Below are 17,195 nucleotides of genomic sequence, written 5' to 3' on the forward strand. Positions count from 1 at the left end.
TCTAGGTAGGCATCTATTAAATCAAAGCATCCCGCAATGCCCCTGCTTTTATGCTATGGCTTTTTTCATTAAATTCTTTAGCTGCCCCTACAAAACCAACAAACAAAGGTGCTGGTTTTTCCACGGTGCTTTTTAATTCTGGGTGGTATTGCACGCCAATAAAAAATGGATGCCCTGGCAGCTCTATTATTTCTACAAGCCCAGTTTCTGGGTTTACGCCAGTGGCTTTCATGCCGTTTGCTTCAAACTGATCTAGGTAGCTGCTGTTAAATTCATATCGGTGCCTATGCCTTTCACTAATGTTGGTCTCGCCATAAATGGCATGGGCAAGCGAGCCTTCGGTTATTTCGCAAGGATATGCACCCAAGCGCATCGTGCCGCCCATCATTTTAATTTTCTTTTGCTCCTCCATCATGTTTATCACAGGGTCGGGAGTATGTGCATCCATCTCAGTAGAGTGTGCTTTTGGCATACCTAATACATTTCTTGCAAACTCAATCACCGCCATTTGCATCCCTAGGCAAATACCAAAGAATGGCATCCCGCTTTCACGGGCATACTGCACGGCTACTATCTTTCCTTCAATGCCACGCACGCCAAAGCCGGGTGCAACCAACAGGCCGTCTAATCCATCTAGCTTTTCCGAAACATTCTCACTTGTTATAAATTCGCTATGCACATTTACAATCTGCACTTTTACTTCGTTTACAGAGCCTGCGTGTATAAAACTTTCTAAGATAGATTTATAAGCATCTTGCAGCTCTATGTATTTGCCAATCAAGCCTATGGTAACTTTGCTTTTTGGGTATTTTAATTTGTCTAGATAAACTTTCCATTTATCTAGGTTAGGTTCACCGTATTGTGTAATTTTTAGTTTTTTCAAGCAAATTAAATCCAGTTTTTCACGCAGCATCAGCAAGGGTACTTCGTATATGGTGCTTGCATCCATTGCTTCTATTACCGCTTCTTGTTTTACATTACAGAACAGGGCTATTTTTCGCTTAATATCGTTGCCCAATGGCTCTTCTGTCCTGCAAACCAATACGTCAGGGTGTACGCCTGTTTCGCTAAGCATTTTCACGCTGTGTTGGGTAGGTTTTGTTTTTAGTTCCTTAGCTGCTTTCAGATAAGGAACAAGCGTTAAGTGTATTACCATCACGCTTTCTTCTGGCAGTTCCCACTGCAACTGGCGTACCGCTTCTATAAAAGGGAGGCTTTCAATATCGCCTACCGTACCGCCTATTTCTGTGATTACAATGTCAAATTTGCCTGTTTTGCCAAGCAGCAGCATCCTACGTTTTATTTCATCGGTTATATGTGGCACTACCTGCACTGTTTTGCCCAAAAAATCTCCATTTCTTTCCTTGTTTATTACGGTTTGGTAAATACGCCCTGTTGTTACATTGTTTGCCTGCGAAGTATAGGTGTTTAAAAAACGTTCGTAGTGGCCAAGGTCCAAGTCTGTTTCTGCCCCGTCTTCCGTTACAAAACATTCGCCATGCTCATAAGGGTTCAGCGTGCCTGGGTCTACGTTTATGTAGGGGTCTAGCTTTTGTATGGTTACAGAAAGCCCTCTTGCTTGCAGCAGTTTTGCCAAACTTGCTGCAATAATACCTTTACCTAAACTACTGGTTACGCCGCCAGTTACAAAAATGTACTTTGCCATAATTTATATGTATTAAAGTTTAATATCTCTTTTTGGGGTGCACCCCAGTATTTCAAAGCCTGTCAAAATACCATTGCGAAATAATGCACAACAGGAAGCCTTTTCGTTGATGAGAAACGATTGAAATAAGGCACGACTAAAATATATTGTTGGAAATACAGCTATTGAAGTCATGCAAAACTAATGGAAAAAGTCGGTGTAAAGAAATTGATGTGTGCATAAAACTTTTTCGCTTTGTCCCAGGGTAAATGCATCAAAATTCTTTTTGCTCGAATCTTCGAGTTTGACACCAGTCTTGGCACAAGCCACCTTATTTTATCAGGTCAGCCGCAGGCTGATTGAAAAAAATGCGCAGCAAATTTTTTTCAAAGGATAAAATAGAGTGGCGTTGCCAAGACGAAGCCCGCCGGCTATGAGGCAAAAGGACTAAAAGAAGCATTTAACGATAAAAAAGGTAATTAGGCATGGAATAAATTTTTGATGCGTTTGCCCTGCGCTTTGTCCTGATACACCTCAATCTGTAAAAAACCTTATCTTTGTTTAGAAATGTACTTGACAAAAACTACTTACCAAACTAGTGTCTTGGCAACCCAATCATAGTTTTTTTTTTACTAATATTAAGATAGTTGTAGTCCCAAAATTTGGTCTTGTGTTTATGGCTTCAAAATATGCACAAATCAGGCACAAAATGAGCATAAAATAAGCACAAAATAAGCATGAAATAAGCACAAAATAAGCATCAAAATTTGATATTATTATTGATAATCAATGGCTTACAAGGTTGGTAACGATTTTTGAAAAAAAGCGAAAGAATAAAAACCCCAAAAAAATGGCAAAACTGAAACTATTTTAATATAACACTAGGAAATATCGATATTATTAAAAATATGCAAATATTGTCCCCTTGCCCAGTTCCTGTTATTTTTTCCTTTGGGTAACTTGTCCCGGTCTTTCGGGAGGGGTGAGGTTGAGCTATGTTGATTTTTTAATAAAAAGCGAAAAACGTCTATGAACTCAAATTGTAAATAGGGCTTGCTGTATTTTTAAACTGATTTATATATAAAAGAAGTAGTATAATTATTCTCTTTATTCAATTTAGAGGCATCTTTAAACATGTTTTAGGAATTGGTGTTGTTTATCCCAACGTTTAACCATCAAAAAAATAAAAATGAAAAAACTGTTGCTCCTTTTTGTTGCTGCCTTGTGCTCCGCAGCCTTGCTTAGTTACACTTTCAAGCCCAAAGAACATGCTTTTTTATCCCCTGATGGGTACATAGCCTGCTATAATCATGCTGTAAAAGACCAGATACAGCTAGATGCAGCCAGCCCCGATTTTGTGAAACTGCACGCCAACCCCTTGTATTATACATTAGAAAACCCCACTGGCAGCATGGTGTCTTTTGCTTCGGCCGATGGCAAAGCGGCACAAGGCTATTATATCAAACCAAAAAAGAAAAGCAACAAATGGCTATTCGTGATACAAGAATGGTGGGGGCTAAACGACAACATTAAAAGGGAAGCAGAAACATTTGCCAAGGAATTTGCTGATGCCAATATACTGGCCCTAGATATGTATGATGGCAAAGTAGCCACCACCCCCGACAGTGCAGGCCTGTACATGAAGAGTGCCAAATCGGAACGTTTGGAAAGCATTGTGAAAGCTGGCATTGCTTATGCAGGCCCTAAAGCCAAAATTTATACGTTAGGCTGGTGCTTTGGTGGTGGCTGGAGCTTGCAGTCAACACTATTGGCGGGCAAGCAAGCAGCAGGGTGCGTAATGTATTATGGCCGCCCAGAAACCGATGTGGAAAGGCTAAAAACATTGAACTGCGACGTGATTGGCTTTTTTGGTAATAAAGACAAAGGCATAGCACCCGCAATGGTAGATGCTTTTGAAAAAAACATGAAAGAAGCAAGCAAGCAACTTACGATTTACCGCTACGATGCCGCCCATGGTTTTGCCAACCCTAGCAACCCCGTTTACGACAAAGCCGCCACTGAAGATGCACACACAAAAGCGGTTGCTTTTTTAAAAGCTCATAAGTTGTAGCCCATAACTCATTCTTATTTTAATGCCCAAAACCATTACAGGGTTCAAAACCCTATAATGTTTTTGGGTTTTTATCCACCTAACATAACCCTATACATTTATCCTTATACAAATACATTAACTTGCATTTGTGTAAGGATATTTTATTTATTGCATTGGTCTTAATTAAGGCATAGTCTCACCATTATAAGGCCATGCTACAATAGTAAAAAATATTTATACATGGTAATAGCGGGCTAATCTTTTACATTTGCGATGTTGCGACACTTTTCTAAACTAAAGGAAAGGAATGTTAGCACTAAGCATTACACAACAATGCAATGCCTTTAAAATAAAAATAAACGAAGCTGCGAAAGCAGCCTACTTGGGAGCAATAAACATGGCAAGAATAATTGGGGTCGCAAATCAAAAAGGTGGCGTGGGCAAAACCACCACTGCTATTAATGTGGCAGCAAGCTTTGCCGTGCTGGAATACAGGACACTACTGGTAGATGCAGACCCGCAAGCCAACAGTACCACTGGCACAGGGTTCGACTTGCACAATATTACCAGCAGCCTGTACGACTGCATGGTGAATAATGCAAAAGCCGAGGATGTAATATTGAAAAGCGAAATACCGCATTTAGAGGTAATACCCAGCCATATAGACCTGGTGGGCGCCGAGATAGAAATGATCAACTACCCCAATCGTGAAAATGTAATGAAAAACATTTTGGATGCGGTAAAGGACAAGTATGATTTTATTGTGATTGACTGCTCGCCTTCCTTGGGCTTGATAACCGTAAACGCATTGGTAGCTGCCGACAGCGTGATAGTACCCGTGCAGTGTGAGTTTTTTGCATTGGAAGGGCTTGGCAAATTGCTAAACACCGTGAAAATAGTGCAAAGTCGCCTGAACCCACAATTACAAATAGAAGGCATACTAATGACCATGTACGATGGTCGCTTGCGCTTGTGCAACCAAGTAGTAAGCGAGCTTAGAAGGCATTTTGACGACATTGTTTTTGCAACCATCATCCACAGGAACAGCAAGCTAAGCGAAGCCCCAAGCGTAGGCAAGCCTGTTATATTGTACGATTCCGACAGTAAGGGGGCAAACAACTACTTGAACCTAGCAAAAGAAATACTACAAAAAAACGAAATGACTAAAATGACCAACGAAGAAAGGATTTTAGATTAATTTCTAGCCACTAGGCACAAAAACACAAAGAAGCACAAAGGAACGAAATAGATTGGTTTGTATTTTTCACAAAGGCTTATCCATTCACTTCAATTTTTTTAATCTTTCTTTGCACGAATGCACGAGTAGGCACTAGTTTTTGATTCGTGTTTATTCGTGCATTCGTGGCAAATTTTATTTTTAAACATTGCCCTGGTTTGTGGCAAATAAGTCCTTTATTTCATTTCAAAAACTTTGTGCCGTTTTAAGTCTTCTTGGCTTCATGGCAAAATATTAATATAAAATGGCATCTTCCAAGTTAAAACAAGATTTATTGGGCAAAGGCATCCGCTCTTTGCTGCAAAATATTGACACCGATTTACAAACCACCGAGGGCAAGCTAAGGAACGAGGTAGTGGAAAAAGCCACGGCTTCTACCCGAGTGCCGCTTAGTAGCATTGTAATAAATCCCAAGCAACCACGCCGGGACTTTGACGAGACGGCATTGAACGAACTAGCGGCCTCTATTAAACTACACGACATTATACAGCCGCTTACCGTAAGCAGGATGGCGGATGGCAAATACCAGCTAATAGCGGGTGAAAGGCGGTACAGGGCTAGTAAAATTGCTGGGTTAATAGACATTCCTGTATATGTAAGGGAAGCAAACGACAGCCAATTGCTAGAGCTGGCATTGCTGGAAAACTTGCAGCGCGAAAACCTGAATGCCGTGGAAATAGGCCTTAGCTATAAGCGGATGATGGAGGAGCTAAACTATACGCAGGAGCAGGTTGCAGAACGCATGGGAAAGGAGCGCAGCACGGTTACCAATTATATCCGTTTACTAAAATTGCCGCCAGATGTATTGTTCGCCGTGCGAAACGGCAGCCTTAGCATGGGCCACGCAAGGGCATTGATTAATATTGACACTGTTGATAGGCAGTTGTATGTTTTTAATGAAATAAAAGCCAAGAGCCTTAGTGTAAGGCAAACCGAGGAACTAGTACGCAACCTGTATAAAACAGAAAAGCCTGCGGCTAAGTTGCCAGCAGCCAATAGCTTGCCGCCAGCTTACAAAAAGATAGAAGACAACCTTGCCTCCCACTTTAGCACTAAGGTTAAAATGGCTGTTAATAAAAACGGCACAGGCAGCATCACGCTGGAATATTTCTCTTTAGAAGAACTGAACAAAATTTTAGATCAGATGAACATTGTTGTAAGCTAGTACTTAGCCATGATATTGCGCCGCATTATATTATTGCTTTTTTTAGTTGCAAGTACGGGGTCTTTATGGGCACAAGCCGATAAAACAACCCAGTCTGCTACGCTATTGTCTTCAACCAAAGACTCGCTAAAGGGGCTGGAAGTAAAGGATGCAAAGGAAGTAATAGATACAGCCACAAAAAAAAGGCATATACCTAAAATTGCCACCCGCCGCTCCGCTATTATACCGGGCTGGGGGCAGGCCTACAACCATGAATATTGGAAGATACCCATTGTATATGCGGCGTTGGCTATACCCACTTATACCTATTTCTACAACAATAGTTTTTATAAAAAAACCAGGTTTGCCTATCAGGCAAGGTACAAAGCCGCTATTAATACAAACGACACCACAGACATTGCTAAAATAGATCCTCAGCTAAAAAACTTAGATATATACTCCCTGCAAACCTACAGGAACCAATTTCGGCGCGACAGGGATTATTCCATGCTATGGTTCTTTATTTTGTGGGGCGTGAACATAGTAGATGCCACGGTATTTGCACACCTTAAAGACTTTGATGTAAGCAACGATTTGAGTATGCACATTGCCCCCACTATCAATTCAATAGATAAGTTGCCCGGCGTGAACATGGTGCTAAGTCTAAAAACACCCAAGCATGGGGTAAGCAGCTTGGCAAGATGAGGGGAGTTATTTTAAGTTTTTTTTGGCTTCTCCAATTTACACAACTCCCATTGTTGTTTTTGGATACTAAGTGGCTTACTAAAAACCCTAAAAGGGTTGAACAATAGTAGCCATGGGTGCAACCCGTGGTAGGTAAATAAAAGTAATTAGTCATTAATCTTTAGTTAGTAATTTATCAATTATCAATTCAAATGAAAATAGCATTAATCGGGTACGGCAAAATGGGCAAGGCGATAGAAGAAATTGCTATTGCAAAAGGGCATGAAGTTGTTTTAAAACTAGACATATCTAACCCAGAAGATTTTACTATCCCAAACTTGAAGCAATGCGATGTGGCTATTGAGTTTACTAGCCCCCATAGTGCCGTTGGCAACCTGAAAAAATGCTTTGCGGCAGGCTTGCCTGTTGTTTGTGGCAGCACGGGATGGCTGGCAGAATGGGCCGAAGTAAAGCAAGCATGCGAAGCCAGCAACGGGGCATTGGTATATGCAAGCAACTATAGCATTGGGGTAAATTTGTTTTTTGAACTGAATACTTACCTCGCAAAACTGATGCACAACCATGCAGACTATGAAGTGCTGCTGGAAGAAATACACCATACCGAGAAAAAAGATGCCCCAAGCGGCACGGCCATTACTTTAGCAGAGCAAGTGCTAAAGCATATTGCAGGAAAGAAACAATGGGTAAACCATATTAGCGACAACACCGAAGACCTTGAAATTATTAGCGAAAGGATAGACCCCGCACCCGGCACACACAAGATAAAATACTACTCTCCTATCGATGATATTGAAATTATCCATACCGCCCACAACCGCAAAGGCTTTGCTGGCGGAGCCGTGCTCGCAGCCGAATTTGTTGTTGGCAAAAAAGGCATTTTCAATATGAAACAGGTGCTTGGTTTGTAAAACCAATAACAGTAATCAATATATGTACTGTGAACCTTGAATACGCAACCTCTCATTAGAGTAAATGTGTATTCAGGGATTTTTTATTTTATAAAGATAATAAAAATGACAATTAAATAATAGTGATACAGGCACAAGGCAACAAGGCAAACGCATAAAAATATTGTTTTGATTTAATCTTCGAGTTTCACACCAGGACTTGCATAAGCCACATCATTTTATCTGGTCAGCCGTAGGATGATTGAAAAAAATCGGTACGATATTTTTTTCAAAAGATAAAATGGAGTGGTGATGCAAGTCCGAAGCCCGCCGGCTATGAGGCAATAAGACTGAAAAGATATATTTTAAGATAAAATGTCAATTAAGCATAGAATAATTTTTGATGCGTTTACATAATAGAAAACCAAGTCTTCTCTATTTCCTTCGTGCCTTCGTGGTAAATAATACACCCTTTCCATACCCCTAAGTCTAGGGGTATTTTGTTTTGTAGATATAGTTCACCTTTGTATCACCAAGGGCAATTAAAGGCTCACGACAACAATTGCTTAGGGAGGTTTTTTATTTACACAAACAATTAAATATTCCGGCTATGTTTACTTCTTTTAAAATGAATGTTGCTGCAATTGCAACTGCAGGTGCTATCCTCACGGCTACCATCACTGCACCGTTTACACAAATTTTTGGCAAGCACTATGATGGCAAAAAAGATTTTTCTTGCTGCAAGGCAGACGAGTTGGTTATCCACCACTACTACACTGTAAGTGTTTTTTGGATAGAAGTAGCAGATGGGTACACAGAAGAAAAAACTGGGAAATCAGCACCGGGTGGTTGCGTTATACAATGTTTGTAGGATAGGGTGAGTTTGCTAAAACCCTGAAAGGTTGAACAATAGTAGCCATGAGTGAAACCCGTGGTAGGAGTATTGCACAAAAAAACCATTCCAGTCCATAAATAACCAAGGGTATTTACAAACTGAAATGGCTTAGGCAAATGGTATGGCAAACTAAAATTAATTTACAAAGAAAGGTATTGTTTGCGTGGCAGTGCTGCTTATAAACTTGGCATATACCATGCCTTTAGTGGTAGTGTTCACGTTAAAGCTAACTGTGTTTGTGCCAGCAATAATGGGTTTAGTAATACGGCCAATCACCTTGCCACCCGCATCAACCAATAAAATCTGTATGTTTTCGCTTTTGTTGCTGGTTATTTGTGCTGTTAATAAGCCGCCCGCTTTTAAAATAGTTGGGTATATCTTATTAACACTAAAGCTGGTTGCTTTCATTATTACCGATACTACTTTAGAATATTTAAAACTACCATCTTTATCCACTTGTTTCAGGCGGTAAAAAATAGCCCTTCCAAAAAAAGATGGCTTGTCATCCGTATAGCTATACTGTTCCAAAGTGCTGCTATTTCCTTTTGCAAATACTTTATCTATGCTATAAAAAATTTGCCCATCATCGCTTTTTTCAACGCTAAAAAAGTTGCTGTTTACTTCTTCCGTTGTTTGCCATGCTAGCTGCACGCTGCTACCTGCTGCGCTGGCCGTGAAGTCTTTCAATGAAATAGGCAGTGCTATTGTTGCCGACCCACTGTAAATATAATCTCCTTGGTTACCATTTGCACTATTGGCAGCATTGCCCACAAAAAAGAAATTAACTGGTGCGCTCCCAGTTGCTGGTGCTGTCCAATGTAGGTTGCTATAAGTGAACGTTTTTGAAGCCGTAGTTTTCACTGCGCTAAAATGGCTAAGTTCTGCCCCATTGGGTTGTGCATTAGCATTGGTTGATGTGAATGTACCAAGGGCAGCACCTTGTTGGTCAACTGCTGTAATAGAAAAGCCCCAACGTTTCCTGTCTGCTGTGCCATGGGTAATGGTAAGTGCAAGGTCGTATGTTTTGCCAGGCACATAACCACTTGCAGGCAGCCCTGCTACTGTAACATCGCCGCCACCAGAATTTAAGGGGAACGAACTATGGCAATCAACACAATAGTTGCCACTGGCACCGGTGTAGCCCTGCGGCGGCTGCGAGCTGAAATAAACACGTTTTACAGAAGACTGCAAAAAGACAACCAATGTTGCCAGCACAAGAATAGTAGAAAGTTTTTTCATTTTTTTAAGAAGCGTTTGGTGAATAATGATTGTTAATAAAAGCTAGTTCGTGATGTTTGTGCAAAAGGTTGCTTTAGGGGAGCATATTTTTTTGGTTAAGTAATAAGTCATAAGTAATAAGCCATAATTACCTTAATATAATTCTGAGAGGGTTTGGTTCTTGCCCCTCTCCTTCGGAGAGGGGTTGGGGTGAGGTCTCTAAAATAATTAGTATTAACTTAATTAAGTCTGCATAATTAATTACCTTAATATAATTCTAAGAGGGTTTAGTTCTTGCCACTATCCTTCGGAGAGGGGTTGGGGTGAGGTCTTTAAAATAAATAGTACTAACTTAATTATGTCTGCATACTTATCCTAAATTATTTGTGCCTTTATATCCGTATTGGCTTCTGTAATTGTGTTGCCTATTCCTTGCTTACATAGTAGCAAAAAAACAAAAAATATTTTGCTCCTTTTATAAAGGGTGCATAAAGTCTCCCTACAAGTAACTGGTGTTTAGCTAAAAACAACCAATTAATATAAAAAATTAGTGCTATTCGTGCATTCGTGGCAAATTGGTTGTATAGGAGTTTTTCAGTTATCTGCCTTTTTTGATTTGTCCTGAAACGTGACCTAATTTATAAAAACCTTATTTTTGTTGTATAATTACACTTAGCAAAAAGCATTTACAAAGCTAGTGTTCCGGCAGTCTTATCGTAGTTCTTTTTTTATTAATATTAAAATAGTAGTTTTTGAAAATTTGGGTATTATAATTCCCTATCAATAAATTATCACTTTACTATCATAAAATGATTGGTTTATTATCAGCTTCCTATCAATAAATTATCAGTAACTGATAGTAAAATTATCATGAATTATACTTTTTTTCTACTAAAAATTCGACAATGTTATTGATAATCAATGGTTTACAAAGAAGGTGAGAATTTAAAAAAAATTTCAGAAACGGCAAAAAAGACCCAAAATTGGCAAAACTGAAACTATTTTAATAAAAAAACTGTGAGTGTAATAATATAAAAAATTGTACAAGGGTTCTCAGTTTGCCCTCTACCTTCTTGCCCCACTCTACCATGGGAAAGCTTGTCGCAGCCTTTCGGGATAAGTCAGGTTGGCTGGAGCAGGGTTGTGCTACTATGACTTTTTTACTAAAAAGCGAGAAAACTTTTATGCACCCTTTAGGAATTGTATATATTTTTGAAAAAGCAGGAATCTAAATGCTATTTCTTACTATAGTTTAAAACAAACAGGCTTATTGCTAATACTACTAATGCTTAAATAAAACAATGAAAAACCACATACTCGCCCTGCTTGCAGTAGTAATGCTATTTGCAACAACCACCAAAGCAAAAGCACAAGTAAACATACAAGACAGCCTAGCCCTTGTGGATTTATACGACAGCACTGGCGGCCCCAACTGGACAAACCACACCAATTGGCTTACCAATGCGCCTGTTAGCACTTGGTATGGGGTAACGGTAAGTGGGGGAAGGGTGATTAAAATTATTTTCGTTGAAATAATGTACCTGGGCAATAACCTAATAGGTAGGATCCCTGTTTCAATTGGCAATTTAGGTGCCTTGCAAGTATTAGAATTGGACAATAACAAGTTAACGGGGAGTATTCCCTCTTCGTTAGGAAATTTAACTAGTTTAACGCAGATTGACTTTACAACTAATAAGTTAACAGGCAATATACCTTCTTCATTGGGTAAGCTGACAAATTTGACATCTTTAAGTCTAGGTGCTAATGCGTTAAATGATACCATCCCACCCTCATTGGCTAATTTGGTAAATCTAACAACACTTGACTTGGGATACAATAAACTAAGTGGGTCGATACCTGTTTGGTTAGACAGGTTAGTCAATTTGAGTTATCTTAATTTAGGGTACAATCAATTTACCGATACTATTCCTGTTTCATTGAGCAAGCTGGTTAATTTGCAAGGGATTGATTTGTCCGACAATAAAATAACTGGTTCTATACCTTCCTCATTTGGTAATTTAACCAAATTGATACAGCTTAATTTTAGTAATAATCAATTATCCGGTTCCATTCCTGCTTCCTTTGTCAACTTAACCAAACTTACTTCTTTATATCTGGCCGGAAATCAACTAAATGGTTTCATCCCTGCTTTCATTGGTAGCTTCACCAACCTCACTATTTTATATCTGGCCGGAAATGAACTAAATGGTTCCATTCCCACATCCTTTGGTAATTTAAAAAAGTTACAATGGCTTGGCTTGAGCTACAATCAGCTTAGTGGGCCTATACCAGATACTTTAGGAAGCTTAACCAACCTTACAAATATTTATTTAAGCAATAATCAACTTAGTGGGGCTATCCCATCTAGACTAAGCAATTTGGCCAGCCTCAAGGCACTTTATATAAGTAATAACAAATTCACTTTCGATGGGCTGGAAACCCTTGTTAAGAAGGATACATTCGCATTTTATGCCCCACAGGCAAATATCCCCATCAATCAAAATGGCAGCATCCTTTTTGTTGCCGTAGGCGGCACGCCAGCCAATAATAACTTTAAGTGGTACAGGAATAGCGTACTTGTACAATCCCAAAACGGGGATAGTACCTACACCCCAACCAGCAATGGCAATTACTGGGTTGTAGCTACCAATGCCGTGGCTACAAAGCTTTCGCTGCACAGCGATACAATAACCATTACCAATTTGCCTATTAAAGCCATCAACCTGCAAGCAAATTCTGCTAATGGGCAGGTGCTGCTGCAATGGCAAACAATAGATGAGCTCAACACGGCTTTGTTCACCATCCAGCAAAGCATAGATGGCAAAACCTTTACCGATATTAGCACTACAACTGCCGTAGGCAAGGGAAACAATGCGTATAGCTTTATGGATAATTTGCCAGCAGAGCGGCTTAACTATTACAGGATAAAAGCAATTGATAAAGATGGCAGTGTCAGTTACAGCAAAGTGGTTAGTTGCCAATTGTCAACTATCAATTATCAATTATCAATTAATCCCAACCCTGCAAAAGACTTTGCAAACATACATTTCAGCACAGCCGTTGACAAAGCAACCATTACAGTTTACGACCTTACTGGCAAGGCAGTCATTGCACAATCGCTAAATGGAAGCACAAACACTTATAAACTAAACACCCAAGCCTTGGCAAATGGTGTTTATACTATAAAAGTAAATACACCCACAGGCAGCTATAATGAAAAGCTGTTGATAAATAGATAGGGATGGATGGGTAGTGAGAAAAATATGTGTCCAACTCAATTGTCTCTGCACTGCGGAGACAATGCCAATTATTTTCATTAAGTTTTTTGTAAAACTGCTAGGATTTTTACCACAAGGTTCACAAGGAAAAAGCAACACAAAGTATACAAGGAAGAGGCAAATAGAGGGCACAAATAATTTTCGTATAGTCCTAATTATATAGCAGATTTCCCACATGTCCTTGTGATTCTTTGCCCCTAGTTTTTGCCCCTTTAGGGGTTGGGGCGGGGTTGGGGGCAAGTGAAAAGTTTTACCTAAATATTGTGTATTTCACTTAGTGTTCTTTGCGTAAATCCTTTGTGTGCTTTGTGGTTAAACCTCCTCTACTTTATGCAATTGCCAAATATTCAGCGAATGGTTATAGTTTTGTACCGAACAATCCATACACTGCATGAAGCAATTTTTACCCGCACTTTTTACCCTGCTGTCTATAACTACCCTTTTTGCCCAGACAAAAATTAATGGCATCGTGAAAGACAACCACGGCAAACCCGTAGCAGGGGCAAGCATCACTATAAAAGATAGCTACGATGGTGGCGTGTCAGATTCTATTGGCAGGTTTGTTTTTAAATGCTACGACAAAGGCACGCAAACCATCATTGTAAAAAACATTGGCTACAAAACAGTGCAACAGCCCGTTGCACTTACTGGCGAGGCATTAACCCTAAACTTTACCCTGAAAGAAGAAATAAACGAGCTAAAAGCCGTAACCGTAACCGCAGGTAGTTTTGAAGCAGGCGACAAAAAAAGGGCGGCCACTGTTCTTAGCTCGCTAGATGTGGTAACGACAGGCGGTGCTAATGCCGATATTACCAATGCCATCAAAACCCTGCCAGGCGCACAGCAAGTGGGCGAGCAGGAAGGGTTGTTTGTGCGTGGCGGCACCGGCTACGAAACCAAGCAGTTCATAGATGGCACATTGGTAAACAACCCCTACAATGCCAGCGTGCCAGACATTGCCAGCAGGGGCAGGTTTTCACCATTCTTGTTTAAAGGCACGGTGTTTAGCACGGGTGGCTACTCGGCACTGTATGGGCAGGCATTGAGCAGTGCCGTGATACTGGAAACCATAGACTTGCCCGACCAGTCGCAGGCTTCGGCCTCTATATCCACCGTGTTTGTTGGTGCAGGGCTTCAGGAGCTGGCAAAAAACAAAAAATCGTCATGGGGCATCAATTATGGATATACAAACCTAGCATTGTATTTTGCCATTGTTCCACAAACGCCGGATTATTTCCACATGCCAGAGTTCCATACCGCCGATGCCAATTTCAGAATTAAGACTAAAGGCGGCATGATAAAGTATTACACCACCTATGCTGCTAGCAACATAGGCATACGCCGCCCAGACATAGAATCAGACACTTTGAAAGATGCTTATGGCATTATCAATTACAATTGGTACAATAACCTTAGCTGGCGCGAGTTCCTGGGTCATGGCTGGAAAATGAATTTGGGTAGCAGCTTTAGTACCAATAAAGATTTGATAACCCAACAAATACAAAACCACCAAAACCAGCATACTAATACAGGTTTTGTTTATATAGATAGTAACAACAGGGCTATCAACAACCGCCAAGACCTGGCACAGATAAGAGCAGTATTTGACAAAAAATTGAGTGGCATCAGCGTTATCCGGTTTGGTGGCGAGTATTGGTATGCCAATAGCCCCAGAATTATAAATAGTGCCCAGTACCAGTTGAAAGACAATTTTGCAGCTTTGTTCAGCGAAGCAGACTTGTACCTTACCAACGACATTGCAGCCAAGCTAGGCGTGCGTGCCGAGCATTCATCTCAAGTAGGTAAGTTCAATTTCGCCCCCCGCTTGTCCGTAGCTTACAAAACAGGTGAGCATTCGCAAATGAGTGCCGTTTATGGGCAGTTTTACCAAAAGCCCGAAAATACTTATTACTATTATGGCAATATAAATCTAGGCTATGTAAAAGCAAGCCATTACTTGTTAAATTATATACGGAACACGGCTACGCAAACATTTCGGGTAGAGGCTTTTTACAAGAAATACCAAAGCCTTGTGGAAACCCCGCCAACGTATCTCTACAACAACAATGGTAGCGGCTATGCCCAAGGGGCAGAGCTGTTTTGGCGGGACAAAAAAACTATTAAAGGGGTAGATTATTGGTTCAGCTATTCTTACCTGGATACAAAAAGAATGTTTGACAGATACCCAACCCAACTGGCACCCACGTTTGCTGCCACGCACACGGCATCACTGGTGTTGAAAAAGTTTTTTCCGAAGTTTAGCACGGGCATCAATGGCACTTATAGCTTTGCCACGGGCAGGCCTTATTATTATTTTCAGCAAATTGGCAATAAATACACCATTGGCGACGAGGGCAAAACAAAAGATTACAATACTTTTGGCATAAGCGTAAATTACCTTACCAAAATAAAAAGTTCCTTTGCAGTGTTTGTGGCCAGTGTAACCAATGTGTTTGACAGCAAGAATATTTATGGCTATAATTACAACCACGATGGCAGCGTTAAGGCCGCCATTATGCCACCCGCACCAAGGTTCTTTTTTATAGGCGTATTTTTGAGCTGGGGCGTAGACAGAAGGGATGATGCGATTAATAATAATCTATAAGTAGTAAGTAGGGGCGTATTGCATACGCCCTAAACGGCAGCAGGATATTTAAACCGCAAAGTTCACAAGGAATAAGAATCACAAGGTACAAGATGAAATAGACAGGCTATGAAGTGAACAAAGAATTTGAACAATATTGAAAATATAGCATGGTTTTCGCATACCCATGTTTTTCTTTGCCCTTTTTTGCCCCTTTAGGGGTTGGGGGCAAGTGTAACGTATTACCTAAATATTGTTTATTTCACCTAGTGTTCTTTGTGTACTCAGCGGTTACGTTTTCCCTTCATAAACGTAAATTAAAAAAAACAAATACAAAAAAACACCATGAAAAAAGTACTCTTAATCGCAAGCCTGCTAGTGGCTACCGTAATGAATGCACAAACGAAATTTGAAAGTGCCATGACAAAGGGGCTTGAGCAAATGAAAGCTGCCAAAACACAGACAGAAATAGCCGATGCTGCCTCTTTTTTTGAAAGGGTGGGCGATGCTGAAAAAACACAATGGCTGCCTTATTATTATGCTGCCCTTACGCTATACAAAGGCGGCTGGGATCCCAAGGCAGACAAAGACAAAGTAGCCGAAAAATGCAAGGACTTGATTGGCAAAGCACAAGCTATAGATAAAAATGCCGATTTGTACTGCCTGGTACAGCAAGTAGCTGTTTTGCAGATGATGGTTGACCCAATGACCCGCTGGCAAGTATATGGCCCTGTGGCAAAAGTTGCATTGGCCGATGCCAAAAAAGCAGATGCCACCAACCCACGTATTTATTACCTGGAAGGCATGAGCGTATTTAACACGCCCGCATCTTTCGGCGGAGGAAAAGACAAAGCCAAGCCTTTGTTTGCCCAATCGGTAGAATTGTTTAAAACCTACACACCTGCCACGCCATTCCACCCAAACTGGGGCAAGGAAGATGCGGAGAAAATGCTGGCGCAATGTAATTAGAAGTTTACCGTTGACCGTTCACATATGATGCCTTTAATGATAAAGGTGGGCTGTGATTGGTTGACGGTATTTTTTTTGGAGGATAATTGGTTTTGCCATTGGGGTGGGGTGATGTCTTGTTGCTGTAAGCAATAAGGTATGACACTATGAGGCAATAAGTATAGAAGTGTTAGTTTACATGAAAATCAGGACACACTACAGGGGTGTACTAGCAAAAATTCTTTTTTTGGACCTCTTTGATTAGCAGGGTATATAAAATAAAAGGGTGCATAAAACTTTTTCACTTTGTCCTGATACGCCCCAATCTATAAAAACCTTATTTTTGTGCTAGGAATGCACTTGATTCAAACTACTTACCAAACTAGTGCCTCGGCATCCTAATCATAGTTATTTTTTTTACTAATATTAAGATAGTTGTAGTCCCAAATTTGGTCTTGTATTTATGGCTGTAAAATGCGCACAAATCAGGCACAAAATGAGCATAAATTACGTACAAAGCAAGCATAAAATGCGCATAAAATACGCACTAAAATTTGATATTGTTGTTGATAATCAATGGTTTACAAAAGTGGTAAGGATT

At 40.3% G+C, this 17,195-nt stretch carries 11 protein-coding genes; 9 read left to right on the plus strand and 2 right to left on the minus strand.

Going from position 1 to position 17,195, the window contains the following annotated elements:
• Nucleotides 1–16 precede the first annotated feature (16 nt).
• Entirely contained in the window at nt 17–1,666 is a 1,650-nt protein-coding gene (pyrG, locus tag ACHFIY_RS01140) for a CTP synthase (protein ID WP_410844197.1), read from the minus strand.
• 1,168 nt (nt 1,667–2,834) lie between these two features.
• On the opposite strand from pyrG, the gene ACHFIY_RS01145 reads away from it, so the two are divergent.
• The 6 genes from ACHFIY_RS01145 (at nt 2,835) to ACHFIY_RS01170 (ending at nt 8,542) form a co-directional block, all read left to right on the plus strand.
• On the plus strand, nt 2,835–3,716 hold the full coding sequence (locus ACHFIY_RS01145; RefSeq protein WP_410844198.1) for a dienelactone hydrolase family protein: 882 nt from the start codon (nt 2,835–2,837) through the stop codon (nt 3,714–3,716).
• 289 nt (nt 3,717–4,005) lie between these two features.
• On the plus strand, nt 4,006–4,896 hold the full coding sequence (locus ACHFIY_RS01150; protein WP_410844199.1) for a ParA family protein: 891 nt from the start codon (nt 4,006–4,008) through the stop codon (nt 4,894–4,896).
• A gap of 283 nt (nt 4,897–5,179) precedes the next feature.
• Complete coding sequence (locus ACHFIY_RS01155) at nt 5,180–6,100, plus strand: ParB/RepB/Spo0J family partition protein (RefSeq protein WP_410844200.1); 921 nt, start codon at nt 5,180–5,182, stop codon at nt 6,098–6,100.
• 9 nt (nt 6,101–6,109) lie between these two features.
• Nucleotides 6,110–6,784: a DUF5683 domain-containing protein gene (locus tag ACHFIY_RS01160; RefSeq protein ID WP_410844201.1), complete on the plus strand. Its 675-nt coding sequence runs from the start codon at nt 6,110–6,112 to the stop codon at nt 6,782–6,784.
• 191 nt (nt 6,785–6,975) lie between these two features.
• Complete coding sequence (gene dapB / locus ACHFIY_RS01165) at nt 6,976–7,692, plus strand: 4-hydroxy-tetrahydrodipicolinate reductase (protein WP_410844202.1); 717 nt, start codon at nt 6,976–6,978, stop codon at nt 7,690–7,692.
• Between the two features lie 589 nt (nt 7,693–8,281).
• Nucleotides 8,282–8,542: a hypothetical protein gene (locus tag ACHFIY_RS01170; protein WP_410844203.1), complete on the plus strand. Its 261-nt coding sequence runs from the start codon at nt 8,282–8,284 to the stop codon at nt 8,540–8,542.
• Between the two features lie 159 nt (nt 8,543–8,701).
• Here the strand turns inward: ACHFIY_RS01170 and ACHFIY_RS01175 are convergent, their stop codons facing one another.
• A complete protein-coding gene (locus ACHFIY_RS01175) occupies nt 8,702–9,805 on the minus strand; it encodes a choice-of-anchor V domain-containing protein (RefSeq protein WP_410844204.1) in 1,104 nt (367 codons plus the stop codon).
• A 1,280-nt stretch (nt 9,806–11,085) separates the two neighbouring features.
• On the opposite strand from ACHFIY_RS01175, the gene ACHFIY_RS01180 reads away from it, so the two are divergent.
• The 3 genes from ACHFIY_RS01180 to ACHFIY_RS01190 all read left to right on the plus strand — a co-directional run bounded on the left by ACHFIY_RS01180 (nt 11,086) and on the right by ACHFIY_RS01190 (nt 16,615).
• Nucleotides 11,086–13,023, plus strand: coding sequence for a leucine-rich repeat domain-containing protein (locus ACHFIY_RS01180; protein ID WP_410844205.1), 1,938 nt, complete (start codon nt 11,086–11,088; stop codon nt 13,021–13,023).
• A gap of 430 nt (nt 13,024–13,453) precedes the next feature.
• Nucleotides 13,454–15,667: a TonB-dependent receptor gene (locus tag ACHFIY_RS01185; RefSeq protein WP_410844206.1), complete on the plus strand. Its 2,214-nt coding sequence runs from the start codon at nt 13,454–13,456 to the stop codon at nt 15,665–15,667.
• Between the two features lie 324 nt (nt 15,668–15,991).
• Nucleotides 15,992–16,615 (plus strand): hypothetical protein, encoded by a 624-nt coding sequence (locus ACHFIY_RS01190; RefSeq protein ID WP_410844207.1) that lies wholly within the window; start codon nt 15,992–15,994, stop codon nt 16,613–16,615.
• Nucleotides 16,616–17,195: the final 580 nt, after the last annotated feature.

This window comes from Parasediminibacterium schistidii, from assembly GCF_046546515.1.
Classification (GTDB): Bacteria; Bacteroidota; Bacteroidia; order Chitinophagales; family Chitinophagaceae; genus Parasediminibacterium.